This window comes from Phaeovibrio sulfidiphilus, from assembly GCF_014861485.1.
GTDB lineage: Bacteria > Pseudomonadota > Alphaproteobacteria > Rhodospirillales > Rhodospirillaceae > Phaeovibrio > Phaeovibrio sulfidiphilus.
The window spans coordinates 1-24,032 of sequence record NZ_JACZHT010000007.1 but is presented as its reverse complement, the minus strand read 5'-3'; the positions used below and the strand labels follow the sequence as shown (position 1 = coordinate 24,032).

Here is a 24,032-nt window from a genome sequence, read left to right as displayed (position 1 = left end):
CGATTACCATTCCGGTTCCGCACCGGGCCCCGGACGTCCTGCCGGAGCGTCCTGAAATCCCGGCCCCGCGGAACCGCTCCCGGCCCCGCCCCTCCCACATCTTCGGACTGAACGGACGCCTCATGTCGAAACAATCCCCTGAAAAACCTGTCCTGCGCAAGCTTGTCATTGCCGGAGTGCTTCTGGCCATGACCGGAGCCGGGGCCACCAGTCTTCTCTATCGGATCTCCCGCCCCTCGCCGGTGGCCGAGCTCCCCATCCTGGAGAGAGAGGCCCCGCGAGTCGCCGTCTCCATCGCGCCGCTGCACTCCCTGGTCAGCGCGGTGATGAGCGGTGCCGGAACGCCGGACCTGATCATGGACGCGGGGCGCTCGCCCCACGGATACGCGCTGAAGCCCTCGGACGCCCTGACCATCGACCGCGCGGACCTGGTGGTCTGGGTCGGTCCGGAGCTGGAGACCGCCTTTGCCCGCTCCCTGTCCGGTATCCAGGAGAAACATCCGGAACGGGTCATGGAAATCAAGGACCTGGAGGGGATGACCCTGTATCCCGTGCGCAGCGACGCGGCGCTGGAGGACAGCGGGGCCCACGATGACGACCACGCGGACCACGACGACCATGACGGTCACGAGGCGGAGGGCCCCCACGCCGAGCCCGCCGCAGCCCACGACGGGGACGATGACCACGGGCACCACCACCACGAGGGCGAGCTTGACGCCCACCTCTGGCTCGACCCGAAAAACGCCGCGGTTGTCGTTCAGGCCGTCGCCCGGCACCTTGCGGACATCGATCCGGGCAACGCGGATCTCTACGCGGAAAACGCCCGCACCACGCTGATGCGCCTGGACGTCCTGGACGCAAAGATCCGCGAGGAGATGGGCGGCCCCGGAGCCATCAGCTACGTCTCGTTTCATGACGGCTTCCAGTACTTCGACAAGCGCTACGGCGCCCAGCCGGCCGGCTTCCTGACCTTCCACCCGGAAACGCCGCTGAGCGCGGCGCGGACCGTTGCCGTGCGGGATCTTCTGACCCGCCACCATATCCCGTGCCTGTTTGCCGAGCCCCAGTTCTCCCGCGATGTGGTGGACAGGCTGATTGCCGGCACCCCCGCAAAAGCCCTGACCGTGGATCCGCTGGGCTACGGGATCACGCCGGGACCGGACCTCTACTTCGAGACCCTGGAGCGAATCGCCCACACGTATTCGGCCTGCCATCTGCCTGCGTCGGCCTCGGGCGCAGCGGACAGCGCCGAGCCGTCCCATCACATGACCGCGCCGCAGCACATGATGGAACCGGCCCACGGGACGGAACCGGCCCACGCGACGGACCCGCAGCACACGACGGAGCCTTCTGACGCCTCCCGGCCTGCCGAGGCCCCTGCCCAGCCCGGAGCAACGGGAACACCGGACGCGGAAGACGGCGCAGCAGCCCCGGCCCGCTGAGGGACCACAACACACCGACTGACAGTCCGGGCGGGGCCCTCCCGTCCCGCCCGGGCTCCCGCTCCGACGATAAGCGGCGCCCCCGCTGCGGCCCCGTGCTGGCCACGTGATGGATCCGTGGCGGACCCCGGGGCGGGCCCGGCGCCCCTCCCACATCCGACAGGAACTGTCGCACCCCGGCGGTGAACCGCGCGCCCCCTGCGGCCCCGTGCTGCCCCCTGGCGCTTGCGCCCCCGGAACCCGCCCCCACGGTACGTCGGGGTATCTCTCGGGCACCCAACACATTTTTCCAAAAAATCGACATGAAGTGCTTCGATAAGGAAGCCCTAAGGTTCACATGGCTTTATTGTTCTCACGCCGACGGGCTGACCCGTCGGGACAACCCAGTCACCAAGGAGCTTTTCCATGACCACACTCGTTCCCTCCGTCGTTTCCGCCACGACCCGCCAGACCACGTCGCGCAGCCGCACCGGCGTCAAGACGCTGGCCGCCGCTTTCCTGGCCGCCTGCACCCTTGCCGGTGCCAGCCAGGCCCACGCCCAGCAGGGCTATGGCAACGGCTACGGAAATGGCTACACCGCACCGGCTCCCGCCGTCGTGACCGTGGAGCAGGCCAAGACCATGGCCGATGACACCTGGGTGTCCCTTCAGGGCCGCATTGTGAAGCCCCTGGGTGGCAAGGACTACCTCTTCCAGGACGACAGCGGGACCACCAACATCGAGGTCGACCGCCACGCCTGGAACGGCCTGCAGGTTGCGCCGACGGACATGGTGGAAATCCAGGGCAAGGTGGAGCGCAAGCACTCCCGCTTCAAGGAAATCGAGGTGAAGCGCATCATCCTGCTGTCGGCCCCGCAGGGCGCTCCCACGGCCCAGCCCACGGCGGCCCAGCCTGCAGCCCAGCCCACGGCCCAGCCCCAGAACTAGGTCTGACGGCTGGAACGGGTGACCCGGGAGCGGGGGCTGTCCCCGCCCCGGAGCCCGCCCGATGCCGGAGCACCGGGATGGCCCCTGAACGGGCCCCGAAAAAAGCCGGTCTTCTGCCCTGCCCCACCGGGCGAGTGACAGAAGCCGGCTTTTGTTATTCCCCCTGGAACCCGGCCTGACTGGCCACACCGGCGGCGGCGCGGCCTGGGCCCTGGCCCCTACGTCCCGGCCCGATCAGCCGGAGGCGCGACGTGGGCCCTGGCCCCTAAGGCCCGGCCCGGTCTGCCGCACCGGCGTTTGGGGCGCTCCCGGCCGCACCGGCCGGAAACACCAGACACACCCGGAACTCCGCCGGCGCGGACGCTCCGTCCGGCGCAATGATCCGGCACTCCATGCCGTGAAGCTCGGCGACACGCCGGACAATGGAGAGCCCGAGCCCGCTTCCCTGCTGGGCCTGCCCGGGCGGCCGGAAAAAGCTCTCGCCCAGACGGGCCGCGTCCTCGCGGGGCAGCGGGCGGGCCGTGTTGGCCACCTCCAGGCCCCCGCTGTCCAGCCGGATGCGGATCGTGCCCCCCTCGGGGGTGTAGAGCGCCGCGTTGGTCACCAGATTGCGCACCAGAAGGGCAACCAGAAGGGGGTGCCCCTCGGGAAGCCGGCTGTGGGGATCGGTGCTGACCTGCACCTCGAGGTGTCGTCCCCGAATGCGGGCCTCCTGGGCCTCCAGCGCGCGCGCCACCTCGTCCGCCCAGGGAACCGGGCTCAGGGGCAGGCTCGCCCCCGTGTCCCGAAGCGCATCCAGGCGGGAAAACTCGATCAGCTGTTCGGCAAGATCCGTCACGTGATCGATCCCCGAAAGCACGTTGCCCAGGGCCTCGCGCTGGGTGTCCGGGTCGCCCTCGGACAGGGCGGCCAGCTCGGTCTGGATCCGCAGCCCGGCCAGAGGCGTGCGCAGCTCATGGGCCGCCCCGTCGATAAAGGCGCGCTCCCGGGCGATCATGGCGGCCATGCGGCGAAACAGGCCGTTCAGGGCGTGGGCCAGGGGCGCGATCTCGGAGGGAAGTCCGGCGGCGGTCCGAAGCGGGGCCGTGTCCTGGGGACGGCGCGCGTCCAGCTCCCGCTGGAGCCGGCCGAACGGGCGGAACCCGCGGGCCAGAACCCACAGCAGCGTGATCAGCAAAACGGGCAGGACCGCAAGCCACGGCCCCAGCTGGATGGTGAGAAGACGAAGCGCGATGCTCTGCCGGTAGGCCAGGTCCTGGCCCACGGCCACCACGAAATGGCCGTCGGCGGACGACAGCCACACGATCCGCCAGATGCCCCCGGCCCCGCGGATACGGGTGTTCTCGAAGCCGCGCACGCCGGGCCGGTAGTGAAAGGACTCCTCCCCCAGGGCATCGGTCAGGAGGATATGCCCCCGGGTGTCGAACAGGGCGAAGTGGAGCGTATCGCTGCCCGCCCCCCCGGCGCTCACCCCGGAGCCCTCGTTCAGGGTGTCAAACAGGGAGCGGGTGTCGGGGACGTGCTCGGGCAGGGATCCGAAATCGATCAGGGCCAGCCGCTCCGCCATGTGAAGCTGCTGGACATCAAAAAACTCGTCGATGTAGGCGCTGGAGGCCCGCCACACCAGGCCGGCCGCACCGCTCCAGGCCACCACAAGACACAGCACGAAGGCCACCACAAGGCGGACCTTCAGGCTGGCGGGCAGCAGCCGGCGCCACGCGCTCACGGCGGGTCTCCCAGGGAGTACCCCAGGCCCCGGACGGTGCGGATGAACCCGGCCCCCAGTTTCTTGCGAATGTTGTGGATGTGAAACTCGACCGCGTTGGAGCTGACCTCCTCGCCCCAGGGATAGAGTTTCTCCTCGATGGAGGCCCGGGAAATGACCACCTTCGGGTTGAGAAGGAAGTGCTCCACCAGGGCCATCTCCCGGGGGCTGAGGATGAGGGGCTCGTCCCCCAGCCGGACCTGCCGCGCGGCCGGGTCAAACGACAGGCGGCCATGGACCAGCGTGGGCGCGGCCACACCGTGGGAGCGGCGCACGAGGGCCCTCAGCCGGGCCAGCAGTTCCTCCAGCGCAAAGGGCTTGGCCAGATAGTCGTCGGCCCCGTGATCGAGGCCCTCGACCTTCTGGTGAAGCTCGCTGCGGGCGGTCAGAACCAGAACGGGCACCTGGATGCCCCGGCTGCGCCAGGTTTTCAGGATGGACAGGCCGTCCACCCCCGGCAGGCCCAGGTCCAGGATCACCACATCATAGTCGGTTGCGAGGGCGGCCTCCTCGCCCTCGGTGCCCGTGTCGAACCAGTCCACGGAAAACCCGTAGCGGGCGAGAGTCTTCTCAATTCCGTGACCGATCAGACGGTCGTCCTCCACAAGAAGCAGACGCATACGATTCCCCTTTGCCGGCAAGGCTCCTGGCTCAGTCATCGTAACGCCCCTTTTCGGCTTTCCGATGGCAGGCCCGGCAGTTGACTATGCTTCCGATAGCCGAATTGCCGACTTCGTACCAGCTTGTCTTTCGGTGCTCGTGGATGAACTCGGGGTTTTCCGTCAGGCGCCGGGGAGTGCCCCTGGGGTGAACCCGGGCCATGAACGCCGAGGCCAGCTCACCGGAGATCCGGTCTCCGGCATTTTGCACAAGGTAGCGGGTGACGGCCTCGCGCTCGCCCTCGGGCAGGGCAACCCGGGCACCGAAGTGGTTGTCCAGCGAGGCCATGATGGCCTCCCACGACCGGGCCGGAAGGAAACCCGGCTGAAACGCCATGTGGCAGCTGCCACACGCGGCCCGGGTTGCCCGGTCCCGGACCGGAGGAACCCGGTCGTCATCCGCATGGGCCGAAGCCACCGGCAAAAGCAGGAGCAGCAGGGCTGCGGGGAGAAGAAGGCGGAGAACCCGTACGTAGCTCATAACCATGCACCGGAACGTGAGGTGGGGACCAGCGGCCAGGGGGACAATGGCCGGGATGTGGGGGGCCGGGATGTGGGGGGCCGGGATGTCGGGATGGCGGCAGGCCGGGAGACCGGGCCGGAGACCGACCGGCAGGACGGTCGGCACCCGGTCAAGCGGCACACATCAGTCCTGGCGTTTGGCAAAGCCGGAGAACGTACCCAGCAGGGCAAGGACCACCACAACATGGGCCGCGACAACCGCCGGGGACGCCTCGGCAATGGCCTCGTGCAGGTGCTTCATCGGCTTGCCCGCCCAGTCCGCGCCAACACCCGTCAGCCCGACCGCCACGCCGAACACCACCAGGGCAAGGAACATCCAGGGCCGGATCATCCGGAACAGGCTGGCCCGGGTCATGGGCTGACCGGACGCCTGCGGGCGGCTCGAGCCGGGGGCCCCGGGAATGCGGAAGGCAAACGGGCCCGACTGGCCGAAGGTGGTGAAGCCCGCAAACACCCGCAGAAGCACGAGAACGGCGAAGAGGTAGCCGGAAAACTGGTGCATCGCGTAGGTGTCGCTGTCCGCCGTCAGGTAGGCAACAACACCGCTGCCGATGATGGCCGCGTGCCAGGCGCGCCACAGCATAACCGGGGAGGGCCGGGAGGCCGTTACTTTTTCCGTCATGGTCAGGGTATCCTTTCAGTCAACTCAATATCAGGGGGAGGGAGAGGTGCCCGGTCCCGGTCTGGAAAGACCGGAACCCGTCGGGCCTAGCGCTGGGCGTGCGCCGGAACCCACCCGCCCTGATCGCGGCCATACCTGGTGTCGTGCTTGTAATCGTGCCTGGTGTCGTGCCGGTCGCCCCGGTCATGCCGGGAGACCTCGTACCGGGCGGACGTGCCGCCTCCGAAGACCGGGGTCGGGGCCACCGAGGCCCAGGCGAAGGCGCACACCCCGACAAGAACGATGGCGATGACGCCGTGCTGGATCAGTTTGAAAATCATGATGTGTCCGTTGTTATCAGTGAGGCCGGGAAAGGCAGGAGCCCCCGCCGTCCGGATGTGGACACAGATAACCATTCCTGGATTAGCCCATCCTTAGGAACAGCCCGGCCGAATGTTTTTTTGAAAAAAAGTCCCGGGGGGTGTTGGGGCGGTGGTCCAACACGGCCGGAGCCAAACACAAGGCGGCAACAAAGCCCCAGCCGAAACGGGCCGCACCAGAGGGGCTTCCGGCACGAGCCCGCGAGCACAGGCACCCCAACCGGGGGCCCAACAGACGCGTAGCCACGACCAGGGTAAAGCGGAAGGGCCGCCAGGACCGGGCCGCAACAGAGGCGCAGCCACGACAAGGGCACAGCGGAAGGCCGCCACGAAAACGCAGGCACAAAAAAACGCAGGGCAGCCCCCGCTGTCCTGCGTTTTCTTTCAGAGGGCAATGAATGGCGCCCGGGACAAACACCCCGGAGCCAGCACGCCAAGCCACCGCCCAGTCACCACGCGACCGGCGGCCGGACCTCTGCCCTTTTTTTGGGCCCGGTCCGGCCCCGGATTTTTGGGCCAGCCCGGCCTCGGGCCGTGTGCGGGTGGAGCGCCCCTGTGCGGGGGCGCTCCCGCCTCACCTCAGACCTTGAGGGTGTCGCGCCAGCCCGGGAAGAGCCGGTCCGCGTCCTCCTGGAAGGACACAAACGCCCGCGCCAGCTCCTTGTGGGACTGGGCGTATTCCACCAGAGGCACCTTGGCCTCCCAGGCCTCCCAGGCCTGGCGGAGCGACAGGGCTCCGGCCGCGGCGCCGTCCACGTGTCCGAAGGCTCCGCCACCGGCGGTCTGGATCACGTTCGCGTGGCCCAGGTTGTCGAAGAAGCCGGGCATCCGAAGCGCGTTCATTCCGCCGCTGACGATGGGCGTGCACGAGCGCATTCCGCCCCAGCTCTGGTAGAAGTAGGGGCCCTGGGAGTGATCGTGCTCCAGCATGTCGGCGATGATCCGGTCTGCGGCCTCGCCCTCCATCTTGCCGTAGCCCATGGTGCCGGTATGGATGCCCGAGGCGCCCTGGAGGCGGGCCATTTTCGACAGGCAGAAGGACGTGTAGCCCCGCTTCGACTGCCCCGAGGTCACCATGCCGTGTCCGGCCCGGTGGTAGTGCAGGAACGTGTAGGGGAAGCGCCGGCGGACAGTGGACACGGCTGTGGGCCCGCCCACAAAACCGTCCACGAGCAGAGCCACGTGCTTTCCGTTCACGCCGAACGTGTTCAGCACGTACTCGCCGCGGGCAATGATCTCGAAGGGATCGTCGGCGGTGATGTTCGCGCTGAACAGCTTGGCCTGACCGGTCTTCTGCTGGACCCGGTCCATGGCCTGGGCCACCAGCTTGATGGTCTCGCGGAAGGGGGCGAAGGGCTGGTTGCCCTGGGGCTCGTCGTTCTTGATGAAGTCGCCGCCCATCCAGAAGTCCTCGCACGCCTGGGCGAAGGGCTCGGGGCGCAGGCCCAGCTTGGGCTTGATGATGGTGCCGACAATCAGGCCGCCGTTTTTCTCGGGGCGCCCCAGCACCTTCCAGAGGTTGGAGATGTTGCAGCGCGGCCCGTCAAACAGGTCCATGTAGACCTTCGGCAGGTAGAAGTCGTGGAGCTTTGCGTACTCCACATCGCCCATGCCCTGGTTGTTGCCCACCGTCAGGGTCAGGAACGAGACCAGCATGGCCTTCCCGTCCACAATATTGCGGTCGAACAGGTGGACCGGGAACGCGATCTTCACGAGGCCGGTGCTCTCGTCCGCGTGGTAGACAAGGGCGTCAACCCGGCGGGTGAAATCGTCGGTGGTCGAGACCTCGACGTTGGTTCCGGTGGAGCTTTCCGCCGCGAAGTGCGCGCAGGTCTCGAGGAACCCGCGCCCGGCTTTCGGTTTCAGGATATAGGCGCACAGGACGTGCTGCCCGCCCGCAATAAGGTCATCCTCGCGCAAATCAAGATTAACGTAACGGGCGGTCTGATCCATCTTCTGTCTCCGAAAATGGTGTTCAAAACAAGAAGGAGCACAGGGCACATCCCTGCGTCCCGGAGAGACCGGAAACGCTCCGGCTGCCGGGGAGCCCCCGGCGGGAACCCAACTGACGGGCAGGCATCTCAGCGAAAGCGGGACGCGCTGTGATCCGGCAGGGGAATGGTGGTCGTCACCCCATAAACATCACGCATGGGAATGGGATCACGCGAGGGCGTGGAATCCGGCATGGGAATGGGGCGGGGAAACCGGGGAGCCCCCAGCCGGAGCGTGTCGGCTCGCGGGCCGGTCAGGGCCGGAACGCCGGCGACCCCGGAAGTCTCGGGGGGGCAGTGGGATCCGGGCATGGAGAACCTCCATGAAAAGCGTGGCCTTGCCTGCTCTGGCACACCACGATAAGGGATTTTCATGCAGGATACGGTCCGGGTCCAAAAAAGCCAATCCTTTTTCCGTATGCTCCCGGGAGAATGAGCCCCATGCACCCGGTCTTTCGGGGATCCGAAGAGCACACAGCCTGCCGTGTCTATGTGGTATGCCCCCCGGGCCTCCGCAAGGCCCCGCCCTCGCTTGGTTTTCGCCCCCGGGCATACCCGTCGCACCGTGGGCGCACCGTGAGCACGCCACAGGCGTCTCCTGCGGGCAGAAGCCGAAACGGGGGAGCGCTCTCCCGCCGACCGTGCGCCGCCGCACGATCGGGGATCCGCCTGCCCTGCCCCGGGCCCGAGGGTCCGGCGGGGAAAGCATTCCCGAACCCCGGGGCACCGGAGCGCGCGGGGATACCGGGGGGCCGCGCAGCCGCAGCGCCCGGGGATACCGGGGGGCCGCGCCGCCACACCGGAGCCCCGCCCCGCGTCCCGGGCCGGCCGACTGAAAAAATTACGCGTCCCACGGGCGCGTGTCCCCCACAAGGGTTGCGGGAAATTTACTGTTTCAAAGGTCTGGCAGAGTTATAGTCTTCCTTCCGTCCCATGCTCCGGCCCGCACGCGGCCGGAGCCCGACGGGCCCCTCCCCTGTCCGGGCGCAGACGACCGCCCGGGCCCGCCCAGACGAGGACACGCCGGATCGTGGTGAAGACCCTTGTGAACACAGAGCCCTGCCCTCAAGCCCATCCGGGCGGACCCATCGCCGATCCCCCCCGCGCCCCGTGGACGGTTCCCTGCGCCCCCCGGGGATCCGCTGTCCCCCGGGTCCGGCGGACCCCTTTTGCCCCGGCCGCCGCCCTGGGCCTGGCTCTTGGCCTTGCGGGGTGCATGGTCGGCCCCGACCCGGTGGAGAACCCGGCCCACGGCCTGCCCCCGTCCTGGAGCAGCGAGCCCGGAACCACCGTTGCGGACCGGCTTCAGCTTTCGGGCTGGTGGCGGCGGCTCAACGACCCGGAGCTTGACAGCCTGATCGACGAGGCCGTCGCGGGGAACCTGGACGTGGCCACGGCCGAGGCCCGGATCCGCGAGGCCAGGGCCGGATACCGGCAGGCCGGAGGCGCCCTGTGGCCCGACGTCACGGGCTCGGCCTCCGCCACCCGGGCCCGGAGCACCAACCCCGTCGGCACCGGAAGCGGCCCTGTGTCCACCCAGTTCCGGGCCGGCTTCGACGCCAGCTGGGAGCTGGACCTGTTTGGCGGCAAGCGCCGGGCTCTGGAGGCTGCAGCCCGGGGTCTGGACGCGGCCTCCGCCGACCTTCGCTCTACCCTGCTGACCCTGATCGGGGATGTGTCCGACGTCTATGTGGATGTGCGGGGCACCCAGGCCCGTCTGGACCTGGCCCGCCGCACGGCCGACTCCCAGCGGCGCACGGCCGAGCTGATCCGGGCCAACGCGGTCTTCGGCCTGTCCTCGGACCTGGACACGGCCCGCGCCGACGCCCAGGCGGCCACCACCGAGGCCGCGGTGCGCGATCTGGAGGCGGCCCTGACCCTCTCCCTGAACCGGCTGGCCGTCCTGACCGGGAAGGAGCCCGCAACCCTTGCCCGGCGGTTCCAGACCCCGGCGCCGGTGCCCTCCCCCGTGTTTCCGATTCCCACGGCCATTCCCGCCGTGGTCCTGGAGCAGCGCCCGGACGTTCAGGCGCTGGGCTACCGCTACGCCCAGTCCACCGCCAAAGTGGGCCAGGCGGAGGCGGCCCTGTACCCGTCCGTGTCCCTGGTGGGAAACATCGCCACAACGGCCACCTCCCTGGGGGACCTGGGGCGCGCCTCGACCATCAGCTGGGCCTTCGGTCCCTCGGTCTCGGTTCCGATCTTCAACGCCGGCAAGCTGTCCGCCGCCGTCGAGATGGAGGAGGCCCGCCGCGACCAGGCCTTCCTGTCCTGGCGTGCGGGCGTTCTCTCGGCCCTCGAGGAGGTGGAGAACGCCATTGTCTCCCTCGCCCGGGAGCGGGAGCGCTTCGAGCGGCTGGACCGCTCGGCCCGGTCCTGGGAGCAGGCCCTGATCCTGTCCGAAAGCCTGTTCCGGAACGGGAACGCGAGCTTCCTTGACCTTCTGGATGCGGAGCGCTCGGCCTTTTCCTCGCAGGACATGGTGCTCCAGAGCCGCATGAAAATCACCCGGGACTACATCGCCCTCAACAAGGCCCTGGGCGGGGGCTGGGACGGCGAGGCCCCGTCCCGGGTGCCGACCCCGTCCGCGGGTCCGGCGGGGGACCTGTCCGGCTCCCCGGCACCGGAGCGACCGGCAACCGCCGCCCCACAGCCGGCAGGCGCGGCCCAACAGCCGGCAGGCGCCACACCACAGCCCCCGGCCTCGCCCGTCTCCCCCCGGCTCCCCGAAGCCCCGGCCTCGCCCGTCCCCCCCGGGGCAGCCGAGGCCCCCGCAGCGCAACCGGACACCCGCACACCCGTCCCGCCCGTACAGGAGAGCACACCATGACCCCGGCCCTGAAAAAACGACTGCCGGTTCTGCTTCTGGGCGGGGGCGTCCTTCTTGCGCTTGTCTGGTTTGTGGCCCGGGAGTGGCTGTCGGACGACGGCCCCCTCTATCTGACCCAGACCGTGCACCGGGGGTCCATCGAGGACACGATCCTCGCGACCGGAACCCTCAAGCCCGCGCGCCTGGTGGCCGTGGGCGCCCAGGTGTCCGGCCGGGTGACCAAACTCCGGGTTCAGGTGGGGGACACGGTCCGGGCCGGAGACCTGGTGGCGGAGATCGACTCCATCCCCCAGGAAAACGCCCTCAAGACCGCCGAGGCCACCCTGGCCAACATCCGTGCCCAGAAGGTGGAGCGCGAGGCCCAGCTTCTGCTGGCCCGCCAGACCTTCGAGCGCCAGAAGCGCTCCCTTGAGATGCGGGCGGTCTCGAAAGCGGACTACGACACCGCCGAGGCCGACCTGAAAACCCGCAACGCCCAGATCGCCGCCCTGGATGCCCAGATCGCCGAGGCCGAGGTCAGCGTGGAGACGGCCCGGGTGAACCTGGGCTACACCCGCATCACCGCGCCCATTGACGGCACGGTGCTCTCAATCGTGACCCAGGAGGGCCAGACGGTGAACGCGGTCCAGTCCGCGCCCACCATCATTGTCCTGGGGCAGTTGGACCACATGCTGATCCGGGTCGAGATCTCCGAGGTGGATGTGGTCCACCTGAGCCCGGGGCAGCCGCTCTACTTCACCATCCTGGGCAACACCAGCAAGCGCTGGGAGGGCACGCTGGACTTCATCGAGCCCGCCCCCGAGTCCATCAAGAACGACAGCGCCATCAGTTCCTCGACCCTGTCCACCTCCAGCACCACCGAGGCCGTCTACTACAACGGCGTGTTCACGGTCCCCAACCCGGACGGCCGCCTGCGCACCTACATGACCGCCGAGGTCCGCCTGGTCCTGGGGCAGAAGGACAACGTGCTGATTGTCCCGTCCTCGGCCCTGGGGGCCCCGAACGCCGAGGGGCGATGCCCGGTCCGGGTCCTGGACGCGAAGGGCAATGTGGAGGAGCGTTTCGTGCGGGTCGGCCTCAACAACAAGGTCGACGCCGAGATCCTGGATGGCCTGTCCGAGGGGGAGACGGTCATCACCGGCATGCTTCCCGGAAAGAGCGGCCCTCCGCCCGCAGGCCCTCCGGGCAGCGGCATGAGAATGCGGATGTAGGGACAGGCCATGACCGCTCCGCCCCGCCCCGTTGCGTCCCGCCCCGTCTCACCCGGCCCCGCGCCATACGAAGGCGCCCGCGCCCCCGTTCCACCGGGCCCCGCACCGCACGGTTCCGACCCGCACGGCTCCGCCCCCGAAGCGCCCCTGATCGAGCTGCGCGATGTCACCCGGGACTACCCCTCGGGTGAGTCCGTGGTGCGTGTGCTGCGCGAGGTGAGCCTCACCATCCGCAAGGGCGAGATGGTGGCCATTGTCGGGGCCTCGGGCTCGGGCAAGTCCACCCTCATGAACATCCTGGGCTGCCTCGACCGGCCCACCGGCGGCAGCTACCGGGTGGACGGGCGCGAGACCTCCCGGCTGGAGGCGGACGAGCTGGCCGCCCTGCGGCGCGAGCACTTCGGCTTTGTCTTCCAGCGCTACCACCTTCTGGGAGAGCTGGACGCCCGCGGCAACGTGGAGATCCCCGCGATCTATGCCGGGCAGCCGCACGCCCGGCGCCGGGCCCGCTCCACCGCGCTTCTGGAGCGTCTGGGCATGGGGGACCGGCTGCACCACAGGCCCGGCCAGCTCTCGGGCGGGCAGCAGCAGCGGGTGTCCATTGCCCGCGCCCTGATGAACGGCGCCGAGGTGATCCTGGCGGACGAGCCCACCGGCGCCCTCGACAGCCGCAGCGGCGAGGACGTTCTGGGCATCCTCGAGGAGCTTCACGCCAGCGGCAAGACCGTCATCCTTGTGACCCATGACATGAGCGTGGCCAACCGGGCCGAGCGCCTGATCGAAATCTCGGACGGCGAGATCATCTCGGACCGGATAAACCCGCTCTATGCCCCGACCCGGACGGGCGACGCCCCTGCGCCGGGCGAACCGAACAGCGCGCCCGGCGGGGACGGTGACCCCGGCGGGCACAGCGACCCTCGGGCCCACGGGACCGGGCGCCTGCGGCTTCTGCGCCGCCTGATCCCGATGGTGGACCGCTTCCGGGAGGCCTTCCGGATGGCGACCCTCTCCATGGTGGCCCACAAGCTGCGCACCTTGCTGACCATGCTGGGCATCATCATCGGCATTGCCTCGGTGGTGTGCGTGGTGGCCCTGGGCCAGGGCTCCCAGCAATCGGTGCTGGAGAGCATCTCCCGGCTGGGCACCAACACCCTGGAGATCTATCCGGGGCGCAACTTCGGCGACGCCCGCTCGGGGCGCATCACGACCCTTGTGGTGGACGACGCGACCCAGCTGGCCCGCCAGCCCTGGGTGGCCGCCGTCACCCCCACGGTGACGACCTCGAAGCCCGGGCGCTACAGCTCCACCGAGGCCATCCTCCAGATCCATGGCGTGGGGCACCGGTACTTCGATGCCAAGGGGATCAAGCTGCTCAAGGGCACGCTCTTCGGCCCGGACGCGGTGCGGGAGCGCTCGCCCGAGATCGTCATCGACGAGACCGGAGTGAAAACCTTCGGCTTCGACGGAGACCCGGTGGGCAAGGTGCTGATCATCGGCACCGTCCCCATGCGCATTGTGGGCGTGGCGGAGACCCGCCAGGGCGGCTTCGGGGCGGGCTCGTCCCTGCCGGTCTGGATGCCCTACACGGCTGCCCAGTCGCGGCTGACCGGCTCCCCCACCCTGACCTCCATTCTGGTGCGTGTGGACGACGCCACCCCCATGGAATACGCCGAGGACACGGTCAAATCCCTGCTGATCAGCCGCCACAGCGCCGAGGATTTCTTCATCCTCAACACGGACGACATCCGCAAGACCATCATGTCCACGGCCCGGACCATGACGGTTCTGGTGGCCTCCATCGCCATGATCTCGCTGGTGGTGGGGGGCATCGGGGTCATGAACATCATGCTGGTGACCGTCTCGGAGCGCACCTCGGAAATCGGTGTGCGCATGGCCGTGGGGGCGCGCCGCAGCGACATCCTCCAGCAGTTCCTGATCGAGGCCGTGCTGGTCTGTGTGGTGGGCGGCTTTCTGGGCACGACCCTGGCCCTGGCCCTGGGGGTGGCCTTCAACCGGATGGGAGCCCCGTTCCCCCTGGTGTACTCGGGAACCTCGATCATTGTGGCGTTTGCCTGCTCCAGCCTGATCGGCATCATTTTCGGCTATCTGCCCGCACGGGGCGCCTCGCGCCTGGATCCGGTGGTGGCCCTGTCCCGGGACTAGACCGGTCCCGGGATTACAGCAGCCCCGGGGGCCGGTTCCCTGGGGCACCACGTGCGGCGCGGCATACGCCACCACGAACCGCCCGGGGGAACATGGCCGTTCTCCGAGCCATGAGACCAGGACGCGCCCGGGTGGCCTGTCGCCCCGTTCGCCCATAGCGAACAGCGCCGACACCCGGCCTCGCGGCACACCGCCCACCCGGCCCGCAGCCGGCACCCGCCCCGTCAGCCTTTCCCCGTCCCTGTGCCGCGAGCGCCACACCCGCGCACCGCCTGGCTGGTCCCAAACCCTCGCCTCGCGGCCCCCGCCCGCCTGGTCCCGGACCCTGCCACACGCGCCCCGCCCGCCGGTCCCTCCCTGTTCCCCCCGCACAAAAAAACGGCGCAACCGCCGGGACTGTCCGCCCGACGCCTGCGCCGTCTTATCCTGGTCAGACCCCCGGGCCGGAAACCGGCCGGGGACCGCAAACCCTGCCCGCCTAGAACGCGAACGAGGCGGAAATCTTGCCTCCGAACGAGTCCCGCTCGCCAGCGGAGCCGAAAATCTTGCCGTTCAGGGTCACACCGCTGTCGGTGTAGTAGTTCAGACCGGCCTCGAGCACACCGGTGGCGCCACGCACGTCCGCCGAGGGCAGACGCTCGGCAACGGTTCCGTTGACATTGCGGACATGGCCCGCGACCTCGCCGTCGAACTCCTGTTCCCAGGCCACCCCGACGTATCCACGGAAGTTGTAGTCCAGCTCGTGGGCGTAGCGGACACCCAGCCGGGTGCGCAGCGACGTGGAGGAGTCGATATCGACCTTCTGGAAGTCGTTGACCCGCCCGTCCGTCTCGCCGACGTAGGTCCAGAGGAACTTTCCGTAGATGTCGATGGAGCCCTGGTCGTCGAACACGGGGAACTCGTAGCCCGCGCCCAGGTGTCCGCCGAAGTACCCGGCATCGGTCTTGAGGTCGGCGCCGCCGGAGACATTCCGGTTGCGGAAGTCGTTCGACGCCCAGCCTCCCCGCAGCGAGCCCTCCAGGTAGAGCCCCATCAGGAAATCCTGGCGCAGAAGAACACCACCGCCCGCATAGACGGCCTTGCCCTCGCCGGTTCCACGGCCACCCCAGAAGGAGTGCTCCGTATCGTAGTCCCCCCAGCCGCTTTCAAAGAAGGCGACGATGTTCAGGGGACCGGCGTCATGGTTGATGCGCACGCCCGGGCCGCCCGCGAACGAGAAGCCGCGGGTTTTCACCGTCGACGCGGGCGACTGCTCGTTCCAGTAGCCCCCGACGGTCGCGAAACCGACCGCCTCGTACTCGCCGTTCCACCAGACCTCGGTGCCCGGCAGCGGGACGATGGAGCCGGAGATATCCGCCACCGCGTCGCCGCCCTGGTTCAGGACGGTCTGGGTTGCGAAGGCCTGCAGCACATAGCCGTGACCGCCCCGGGTGTCCACGTTGCCACCCGAGATGTTGGCATAAAGATCGTGATCGTTGAGAATTTCGGCAGGCACATCGGTGCGGTCGATAATGCCCTCTCCGATCCGGATTTTTCCGTCCTTGGGCTTGCCAATCAGCTTGCCGCCGTCGGTGACCCGCAGGAGGTTGACCCGCCCGCCGTAGTACTCCTTGGTTGCGGAGCTCATCTCGATACGGGTGTCATCGATGCTGACATCGGTGGGGGTCGAGAGGGTGAGCATGGGCTTGCTCACGTCCACCGGGCTGTCGGCGATGAACGAGAGGGTCTTGCCCTTCAGGTCCACCTTCGAGGAGGCGCCCACCTTGAGGACGTTGCCGAAGCCGCGAACGACCAGGTCCGAGACGCGGGTCAGGTCGAGGGTGGCCTTGCCCTTGTCGTTCTCCTCGTACACGAGCTGGGCCCCTCCGGCGATGGTGAACCTGCCGGGCTTGCTCTCGGAGCCCACGGTCTGGGTGAACGAGCCGTAGGTCGGCGTGAAGGTCCGGGATTTGTCGTAGGTCACGCTGTCGGAGGACACGGAGGTGGCATAAGCGGCAAGCACCCCCTTACCGGCCGCGTCGGACCCTTGCAGCGTGTGGGAAATCGTCCACACGCCCATGTCCTTTCCGTCGCCCACGACCGCAGACGTCTTGTCCCCGAGAGCCGCGGTGTAATCGTTACCGCTCACGTTTTCCAGCAGGGTCAGGCTGTTGCCGACCTTGTTGATCCCAGCGGCAATGGCGACCGGCGCACCCGCAGAGAACTTGACCTTGGTCTGATCAACGGTCTTGATCTTGTTGGTGGATTTGGTAACGCCCGCCACATCCGTTTCCGCAAGATCGAAGGAGACTTCCTTGGCCTCCGTATCCCGGAAGATGTTCAGGGTTCCGCCGCCGCTTCCGATGGAGATGGGCATCGGGTTCTGGAAGTCGCTCTTGCCCTTCTCGCCATTGATGGTCAGGGTGTTGCCGCCCCCAACCGCCAGCCTCAGGATCGTGGTTTCTGGGGCCCTGGTGCCCTTCAAGGTCAGGGTCGTGTTCTGCTTGGTGGCGTCCAGAACGCCAAACCGGACGGTGAGAACAGCATTGTTATCTTCGCCTCTATCCAGAACAATATTGCCGCTGACGCTCGCGGTGTCCGAAGTCTGGACAAGAAGGGTTTTGGAGGCAGTGGACCGGAAGGTCGCGGTTGCGTCACCTGTGGTCTTCAGGCCTTCCGTGAAGACCACCCTTTGGAGGTCCGTGTAGTCGCCACCGCCGGAGGAGGTATTTTTCCCGGTCGTTCCAGCTTCCCAGACCGTGCTGCTGGAGACCGATGCCCTGCTGGCATAGACGTCCCGCTTCCCTTCCGAGGCCGTATCCTTCGCGACCACCAGGGACGTGTCGGCGGCGTCCTTCTTGATATCGTAGAGCTTTTGGCCGACAGCGAACATTTGGGTGGGTGCGGTGGTCCCTGATGCGAGACCACTGACCAGGGTGTAGGTGTTGCCTGCCGCTTTGTCAGCCGCCTCCAGCAGATAGGTCCTGGCGCTGTTCAGCAAGGTGATATTCGCGATGTTTCCCGAGAGACCATCGCTGGTCGCGTTCAGCAGGGCCTTCGAGACGTCATCAATCTTGGCGCTCAGATCGATGGTCAGGGTCGCATCCTTGAGCGCAAGGGCCACGTTCCCGGAGTAGGTGGCGCCCTCGCCCTTGACCGTCAGCCCCTTGACCGTGATCGCGCCTGCGTCGGCGTCGCTCACAGTCAGCGTCTTTCCTTTTGCAAACACGATGGCGTCTGCGTTGACCGTGTTTCCGGCTCCCAGGCTGATTTTGCCGTTCTCGTTGACGTTGACCGTGCCGAAGGTGGCGGAGGAGCCGGACTTGGCGCCCAGAGTGAAGGTCTTGTCCGCGCCCGCGAAGGTCAGGGACTTGCCCGTCACAGTGGCCTTGTTGGCACCGTCATATTTCAGGTCGCCGGACAGCGTCACGTCGCCGGAGATGGTGTGCGAGATATCGCCGTACCGGGCGGTGTAGGTCTGGACGCCCGAAGCGACAGGCAGCGTGTCCCGGGTTTCCGAGGCTTTGTAGACCACGAGATCCTTGGCAGCGTCAGCGGCACCGCTGAGAACGGTCACGAACTTCCGCTTGTCGGTGTCGCGGGCGAAGGCTCCCGTGTCCGCTGCCAGTTTCGAGTCCTTGTCAAGCGCGTCGGCCAGAACCAGACCGGCCCCAAGATCCGTGAGCTTTGTGTCGATCGCGGCCTGGGAGTCCGCATCGTAGCTCAGCTTGGTGTCAGCAAGCTTGAGAGTGCTCGTGGGAGCAGCATCGGTAGACTTTTTCAACAGGGCTTTGGCTGCGGTGCCATCAACGGCCCCAACGTCCACCTTCTCGAAGGCAAGGGTGTTCTTGGCCCCCAGCGTGAGACCGCCGTCGAAATTGTGGGTGCCGCCCTTGCCGGTCACGGTGACGCCGCCGTCTTCCTTCAGGGTGTAGTTCGTTCCCTGCGCGCCCGTCACCTTCAAGGTTTTTTCGCCACCAATAACGAACTTACCAATCGTCACGTCGCTGGCGACGGTGTCTACGAAAGCGAGGGAAGCACTGTTCTGGGTCGCATAGACAGTGTCGATTGTGACGTTCAAAGCAGCATCGTTCTTTTTAAACGTGAGCGTGCCTCCAGTATTGTCAAACGCCAGTCCGGACAGGGACAGGTTCACTGCCCCGCCTGACGCCTCATCAGCCTTTTTACCGCTCTCGACGCTACCGCCGCTGACGGTCAGTGTTCCGCCCGAGAGTTTAAGGGATGCATCACCTCCTTTGCCCCCGGAAGCATCCGTGGACTTCCCGCCGGCGTTACCCCCCATAAGGTAAAGCGTGCCAATGCTCTGGTTTCCGGTCCAGACGACAGAGGCATCACCACCCTTGCCGCCAGGGCTTGCTGCACTCGCGTTGGTTTTTCCGACATCGCCGCCAGTCGCCGTCACATCGGCGCCCGTGACTGTCCCCTTTGAACCTGGCCCCCCGGTCGTACCATTGGCATCCGTACCTTTAGGCGTCCCGCCGGTGGTGGGGTCGACACCCACACCGCCGGCACCCCCGCCGTCGCCATCGGCACCCGCGCCACCCTTCGTCTTATCAGGCCCCTGGTAAACCGTTCCGCCGCCGCCGCCGCCGCTCGCCTTGCCGGCCTCAGCGCCGCCGCCACCGCCGCCGCCCAGGATATAAAGATTGTCCACCGCATGCGCCGTGCCGGAGCCGGGCAGCGGGGAGGCCGCCAGAGCCAGCGCAAGGGCCGAGGCGAGGACAGCGGTCTTTCCAGGAGCGGCAAGAGACATGGGATCGTCCTTTCTGTATCAAAAAAAGCCGGGGAGCCGGGCGCGGGCAGAATCCAAACACAATCCGCAGGACTTACTGAACTACTAAATGTAATCGGTTCCGTAAAGCATGGTTTTTCTCGCATCTCGAGAATCCGGACCGCCGTGACCCTTTTGCCACAAGGGAGAGACCAGAAGAGGTCCGGATTTTGTCTTGACGGGCACACCACCAAGGAGAATTGATTGAAAAACAATCCTTTTTCCGAAGCGCCTCCGGCGACCTCCGGGCCCTGCATAAACCGCCCCGCCACCCGCGCACCGCGCATCCCGCCCGCGGGCACGCAACGGCACCAGGGACTCGCGCTTTGGTTTTTTTCTCGCGTCCGGTTCGGGGCCGTTGTTGACGGCTCCGGGCGGCGCTGATACGGTCCGCCCGTTCCGGCCCGGCAGGGGGAAACCACCCCCCGAGCCCCGGTGACCGGCACGGCCCTTCCGCCGGCCCCTCCGCCCGGCACCCTCCGGTCCCGGCGCGCGCACCGCCCTTTGCCTGCGGACACCAGACCCGGGCACCGGCACCCGGCTCCGCCACGCTCACCGCCAGACGGGTGGCGCGGGACATCGCCTCCGGGGACAGCCGTCCCCCTCCGGCGCGGGAGTGATGAAATTGGTAGACATGCAGGATTTAGGTTCCTGTGGCTCACGCCGTGGGGGTTCAAGTCCCCCCTCCCGCACCACGCCCCCCTTCCCGGCCCCGGCCCGGACCACCGCCTGACGCCCCGGCCACTCCGCCAGAAAACCCTGCGGAGCACCAGGGCTGGAACAAAGGTCCGGAACACAGACGAAACCGCGCACCCCGGACCCGAGCGCACGCCCAGCCCCACAAAAGACTCGCAAAAAGCCCCACGCGCAACAGACGCACCATGTGACTATTAGGCATGCGGCCTTTTTTGCGCGCCTTTATTATACATTGCGCGTCTGTGGTATATTAATATTGTTGATGAAACATGAGGTTGTCACTACTTTACACAAATTACGAACAAAACCCGCAAAGCCAGGACGTCATTCGACACACCCCGGGCAGGCGCCTGTATTCCGGCACGACAGCGCCCCCGGGAGGTGCGAACGGACCGTCAGCCCGGGGCTCGCCGCCTGAAATCCCAGAGGATGGAAACTCGCATCATGCCCCCTCCCCTTCCGCAGACAGAACACCGTGCACTCCGGGGCATGACGGAACCGCGAGCCTCACGTGTCCGCAGCGCCCGACGCGTCGCCATCCTGTGCAGCATCTGGGCTGCCCTTGCCCCGGGAGGCAGCGGCGCCGGAACGGCCCTCGCCGCCGAGGACTACAGCTGCACGAGCGGCGTGTGCGAAATTGCTGCGAAAAAAACCGTGACCTGGGGAACTCTCGCCAACGACAGGAACTTCAGCGGCAAGCTCTCGGACGTAAAATTCACCTACACCGGCGATGCCGACCCGGATCACGCCAGACTGCACGTCACAGAAGACACGGTCCTGACCGCCACACCGGGGACCGCCGACCAGGCCCTAACCTGGCCGCAGGCGGGAACCCTGGTGATCGACCCCGGGAAAACCCTCAAGATCACCGGGAACGAAACCAGGGACCGACCCCTCAATCAGGGTGTCCTGATTTTCGGCGAGGAAAGGGGATACCTGATGACCTTCTCTGATCGCGGGCGCCTTGAGTTCGTCGCGAACACCACCCGGGCCGAGAGCGAAAGCGCCGCGCGAGGTGGCGCCCTGGCAAATCAAAACTCCCTGAAGATTAATGATGCTGCCTATTTCCGCGACAACAGCGCAACGGCCTCGGGGACCGGGGATGCCCTGGGAGGTGCCCTGTACAACGACAGAGGCGCCATAAGCACTGGCGGGCCTGTCGCCTTTGACACCAACAGAGCCCTTGTGGACGGCTCCGGAACCGCCCGTGGCGGCGCTGTGTATGCGAACGAGGCGAAGTCCGGTTTCTGGTCAGTTCACTTCAGGCGGCACGCTCTCTTTTCCGATAACATGGCGAAGGCGAAAAACACGTCGGGCGGGGGAGCAACCGCCTATGGCGGAGCCCTTTTCGCTTCTGGAACCGCGAGAGATGCCCATGTGCACCTGTCAGGAGGAGCGACCTTTGTCGGCAACAGCGCTGTCGCCGAGGGGGCCAACGGAAGTACTGAGGGATCGGGGGGCGCGGTGGCCCTCTTGGACCGCGGTAACCTTGGAATCGATGGAACCACCGTATTCAAGGGCAACACCGCAAGTCACGCCGGCGGAGCTCTCTTTATCAAAGGCTCAAGCTACCTCGACTACCAGGACAGAGACACCCCCGGAAAACCGCTGCTTCTCTTCACGGAAAACACAGCGGGCTCAGGCGGGGCCATCCACATCGACGGAGAACCCGACAAGGACAGCGTGCGGCTCGGCTACGCCCTCGACACCCTCTTCCTCAGCAACACAGCGACAAACGGTCACGGCGGCGCCATTGCCATGGAGAACGGCGGCCAAATCTGGTTCTCCGGCAACACCCGCTTTACCGACAACACTGCATCCGAAAATGGCGGAGCCCTGTACTCAAAAGGGGGGTCCATCAACCTGCGACCGGAGCGCGGAAAACAAATCACGTTTTCCGGAAACATGGCCGGCGGGCGGTCCAATTCCATCTATCTGTGCAGCACCAACACCGGGTCCGGCGACCTTAATTCCAGCCTCCATGTCAGCGGAACGGGGACCGTGGACATGAGCGCCAATCCCCTGGCCGGACATGCGGAAAAAGGGACAGAAGTCACCGTGATCAAGTCCGACGACGGCGTCTGGACCCTGGGCGGGGACAGCCTTTTCACCGCCGACGATGACAACGACAGCGGCACTGACTTCAAACTTGACCGGGGTGTCCTGGACCTGAAAGGAACGGGCGCCTCAATCGTCCTGAACGGAAACGCCTCTGCCTTTGTGGTCGGGGAGAATGCCGAGTTCAGGGTCAGCGCTGCCGGACAAAAGGTCACGGTCGGCAACAAAGGCGGAACGCAGGGCGGCGAGATCTCGTTTTGGAACAACGCAACCCTGTCCTTCGATCTTGCAGGCACAGACCCGTCCGACACCCTGTTGACCCTCACAGCGGGAGAGGTCCGTTTCAACGGCACCACAAAAACAAACCTGCTGCGTTTTGACAAACAGTCCGCAGAAACGCACTGGACCCTTGTGAGGGTGAACGACCGGAACGGCACCGTTAACGTGCCGAGATCACAGATCAGTCTCCAGTACCGGGGGGAAACAATCGACCCGGACAGCCGTCTGGGCAAGGTTGTGGTCGCCGATCCCACGGACGGCGCAAAGGTGATCATCCGGGAGCAGGCCAACACGGTCGCAACCTGGAACGGCGCGGATGGTGACAGATGGGGCACAGTGGGCGCGAAATGGACAGCAGGCGGCACCGCGCCTGAGACATTCCTGCCGGGCGATGCTGTGGTGTTTGAGACCCGGGGGACACTCCGGGTCAATCAGGGCGGTGTGGTCGTTGCGGGCATGGAGGTCAAGGGCGGTGGAAAGCTCGTCTTCAACAGCGGTGGCGGATTGACGTCCAGGATCCTCTCGGCCCGGGCAACGGAAACCACCCTTGAGGCCTCTCAGGGCTACACGGAAAAAATTGCTGTCACCGGCGCGGGAACACACGCCGTATTCAATACCGATCTGGAATTCCGAAACGGCTATGACGTGGCCCAGAACGCCTCCATGACCTTCAGCGGGGACTTCCTTAAAGGGGAGGTCAGAAACGAGGGATCCTTCATCTTTGATATCGAGCGCTATCAAGCGCACACGTATCCGGGCGAGAGCGCGTATGGCGGCGGGACAGACCGCCTGTCCGGAAGCGGCACGTTCACCAAAACCGGACAGGGAACGCTTTACCTTGCCGGAGACCACACAGCGACCGGCAAATTTCATCTCAGCAATGGCACCCTTGCGGGGGCATTTCGGTACGCCGGGACACTGGTTCTGGACAGCACGAGCGTCACACTGGAGCCCGGTGACCGCACTGCCGTGGGCGACATGACCGTCGGCAGGCTCGAAATCGCGACCGGACAAGGGTTCACCCTGTCAGTGCGGGTGATGCCCGATCGCAGTGACACGCTTGTCGTGGAACACGGCAGCGTCGTGCTTCCCGATGGATCGAACCTGCAGGTCCGAAACGGAGGAGGAACAGGCTGGTCCAGCGAAACGACTTACGTCGTCCTGAAGGTCAGGGAAGACGGAGCCACGATCACCGCAACCAACACGAGGACGCCCTTCGAGTGGGAGTCGTACGGAGCCGACCTCCCCTTTCTCTGGCTTGAGCAGGTCCGCCTGGACGCAAACGACAAACGGATCGCGGACACCGAAGACGCCAGGGGAATTGGCCTGATCGCACGCATGTACACCCCGTTCAAGGATCCCAGCCCCGACCCGAATCCGGATCCGGATCCGGATCCCAAACCCGATCCCAAGCCGGATCCCAAACCCACCCCGCCCTCGCCCTGGGACGGCGCCACGCGCAACCAGATCTCGACCGGGCGCGCCATCGCCAGCATGGGCCCCGGCGCTGTTCAGGACGCCCTCATCAACGCACCGCGGGACCGCGCCTTCGGCCTTCTGGACGAGCTCTCGGGCGACGCCCACGCCAACGTGGCCGGTGTCCTGCGCCAGGGCGCGCCCCGCCTGTCGCGCACGCTCCTGAGCACCCTGTCCCAGCTCACCCCGGACTCGGACGGCGTGCTGAACGAGGCCCGCATCCAGGTGGCCGCGGCTGACCCGGTCACCCTGTCCCCGGCC

The 24,032-nt window shown here is 66.9% G+C and carries 14 protein-coding genes and 1 tRNA gene; 7 read left to right on the top strand and 8 right to left on the bottom strand.

Annotated features, from left to right (window positions below; translation table 11 throughout):
* Positions 1–122: 122 nt before the first annotated feature.
* Positions 123–1,442, top strand: a complete 1,320-nt coding sequence (locus IHV25_RS08835; RefSeq protein WP_192534766.1) for a zinc ABC transporter substrate-binding protein — start codon at positions 123–125, stop codon at positions 1,440–1,442.
* A 405-nt stretch (positions 1,443–1,847) separates the two neighbouring features.
* Positions 1,848–2,369, top strand: coding sequence for a NirD/YgiW/YdeI family stress tolerance protein (locus IHV25_RS08830; RefSeq protein ID WP_192534765.1), 522 nt, complete (start codon positions 1,848–1,850; stop codon positions 2,367–2,369).
* A 265-nt stretch (positions 2,370–2,634) separates the two neighbouring features.
* Here IHV25_RS08830 and IHV25_RS10670 read toward each other — a convergent pair whose 3' ends face one another.
* The 7 genes from IHV25_RS10670 to IHV25_RS08795 form a co-directional block, all read right to left on the bottom strand.
* Entirely contained in the window at positions 2,635–4,095 is a 1,461-nt protein-coding gene (locus IHV25_RS10670; protein WP_192534764.1) for an ATP-binding protein, read from the bottom strand.
* Positions 4,092–4,754, bottom strand: coding sequence for a response regulator (locus IHV25_RS08820; RefSeq protein ID WP_192534763.1), 663 nt, complete (start codon positions 4,752–4,754; stop codon positions 4,092–4,094). Before IHV25_RS08820 ends, IHV25_RS10670 begins: the two co-directional genes overlap by 4 nt.
* Before the next feature lie 31 nt (positions 4,755–4,785).
* Positions 4,786–5,274, bottom strand: coding sequence for a cytochrome C (locus IHV25_RS08815; protein ID WP_192534762.1), 489 nt, complete (start codon positions 5,272–5,274; stop codon positions 4,786–4,788).
* 165 nt (positions 5,275–5,439) lie between these two features.
* Positions 5,440–5,937 carry a hypothetical protein gene (locus IHV25_RS08810; RefSeq protein ID WP_192534761.1) on the bottom strand — a complete coding sequence of 166 codons (498 nt, stop codon included), beginning with the start codon at positions 5,935–5,937 and terminating at the stop codon, positions 5,440–5,442.
* An 86-nt stretch (positions 5,938–6,023) separates the two neighbouring features.
* A complete protein-coding gene (locus tag IHV25_RS08805) occupies positions 6,024–6,257 on the bottom strand; it encodes a hypothetical protein (protein ID WP_192534760.1) in 234 nt (77 codons plus the stop codon).
* A 618-nt stretch (positions 6,258–6,875) separates the two neighbouring features.
* Positions 6,876–8,249 (bottom strand): ribulose-bisphosphate carboxylase, encoded by a 1,374-nt coding sequence (locus IHV25_RS08800; protein ID WP_192534759.1) that lies wholly within the window; start codon positions 8,247–8,249, stop codon positions 6,876–6,878.
* 128 nt (positions 8,250–8,377) lie between these two features.
* A complete protein-coding gene (locus IHV25_RS08795) occupies positions 8,378–8,599 on the bottom strand; it encodes a hypothetical protein (RefSeq protein WP_192534758.1) in 222 nt (73 codons plus the stop codon).
* 718 nt (positions 8,600–9,317) lie between these two features.
* Between IHV25_RS08795 and IHV25_RS08790 the strand changes: the two genes are divergently transcribed.
* From IHV25_RS08790 to IHV25_RS08780, 3 genes are read left to right on the top strand one after another with little or no spacing between them, the layout of a single operon-like run.
* A complete protein-coding gene (locus IHV25_RS08790) occupies positions 9,318–11,117 on the top strand; it encodes an efflux transporter outer membrane subunit (RefSeq protein WP_192534757.1) in 1,800 nt (599 codons plus the stop codon).
* Positions 11,114–12,328 carry an efflux RND transporter periplasmic adaptor subunit gene (locus IHV25_RS08785; RefSeq protein ID WP_192534756.1) on the top strand — a complete coding sequence of 405 codons (1,215 nt, stop codon included), beginning with the start codon at positions 11,114–11,116 and terminating at the stop codon, positions 12,326–12,328. The genes IHV25_RS08790 and IHV25_RS08785 overlap by 4 nt, the downstream gene beginning before the upstream one ends.
* Positions 12,329–12,337: 9 nt before the next feature.
* Positions 12,338–14,491 carry a MacB family efflux pump subunit gene (locus tag IHV25_RS08780; RefSeq protein ID WP_192534755.1) on the top strand — a complete coding sequence of 718 codons (2,154 nt, stop codon included), beginning with the start codon at positions 12,338–12,340 and terminating at the stop codon, positions 14,489–14,491.
* Positions 14,492–14,969: 478 nt separating this feature from the next.
* Here the strand turns inward: IHV25_RS08780 and IHV25_RS08775 are convergent, their stop codons facing one another.
* Positions 14,970–19,244 carry an autotransporter outer membrane beta-barrel domain-containing protein gene (locus IHV25_RS08775; RefSeq protein ID WP_192534754.1) on the bottom strand — a complete coding sequence of 1,425 codons (4,275 nt, stop codon included), beginning with the start codon at positions 19,242–19,244 and terminating at the stop codon, positions 14,970–14,972.
* Positions 19,245–19,872: 628 nt separating this feature from the next.
* Between IHV25_RS08775 and IHV25_RS08770 the strand changes: the two genes are divergently transcribed.
* Both IHV25_RS08770 and IHV25_RS08765 read left to right on the top strand, forming a co-directional pair.
* A tRNA-Leu gene (locus tag IHV25_RS08770) sits at positions 19,873–19,957 on the top strand.
* A gap of 445 nt (positions 19,958–20,402) precedes the next feature.
* Positions 20,403–24,032: hypothetical protein (locus IHV25_RS08765; protein WP_192534753.1), on the top strand; the 3,630-nt coding region annotated here is incomplete at its 3' end.

What these genes read in the sequence shown, in the direction of transcription:
- IHV25_RS08835 (WP_192534766.1), top strand. Translation starts at nt 123, where the DNA reads ATGTCGAAACAATCCCCTGAAAAACCTGTCCTGCGCAAGCTTGTCATT.
- IHV25_RS08830 (WP_192534765.1), top strand. Translation starts at nt 1,848, where the DNA reads ATGACCACACTCGTTCCCTCCGTCGTTTCCGCCACGACCCGCCAGACC.
- IHV25_RS08820 (WP_192534763.1), bottom strand. Translation starts at nt 4,754, where the DNA reads ATGCGTCTGCTTCTTGTGGAGGACGACCGTCTGATCGGTCACGGAATT.
- IHV25_RS08815 (WP_192534762.1), bottom strand. Translation starts at nt 5,274, where the DNA reads ATGAGCTACGTACGGGTTCTCCGCCTTCTTCTCCCCGCAGCCCTGCTG.
- IHV25_RS08810 (WP_192534761.1), bottom strand. Translation starts at nt 5,937, where the DNA reads ATGACGGAAAAAGTAACGGCCTCCCGGCCCTCCCCGGTTATGCTGTGG.
- IHV25_RS08805 (WP_192534760.1), bottom strand. Translation starts at nt 6,257, where the DNA reads ATGATTTTCAAACTGATCCAGCACGGCGTCATCGCCATCGTTCTTGTC.
- IHV25_RS08800 (WP_192534759.1), bottom strand. Translation starts at nt 8,249, where the DNA reads ATGGATCAGACCGCCCGTTACGTTAATCTTGATTTGCGCGAGGATGAC.
- IHV25_RS08795 (WP_192534758.1), bottom strand. Translation starts at nt 8,599, where the DNA reads ATGCCCGGATCCCACTGCCCCCCCGAGACTTCCGGGGTCGCCGGCGTT.
- IHV25_RS08785 (WP_192534756.1), top strand. Translation starts at nt 11,114, where the DNA reads ATGACCCCGGCCCTGAAAAAACGACTGCCGGTTCTGCTTCTGGGCGGG.
- IHV25_RS08780 (WP_192534755.1), top strand. Translation starts at nt 12,338, where the DNA reads ATGACCGCTCCGCCCCGCCCCGTTGCGTCCCGCCCCGTCTCACCCGGC.
- IHV25_RS08775 (WP_192534754.1), bottom strand. Translation starts at nt 19,244, where the DNA reads ATGTCTCTTGCCGCTCCTGGAAAGACCGCTGTCCTCGCCTCGGCCCTT.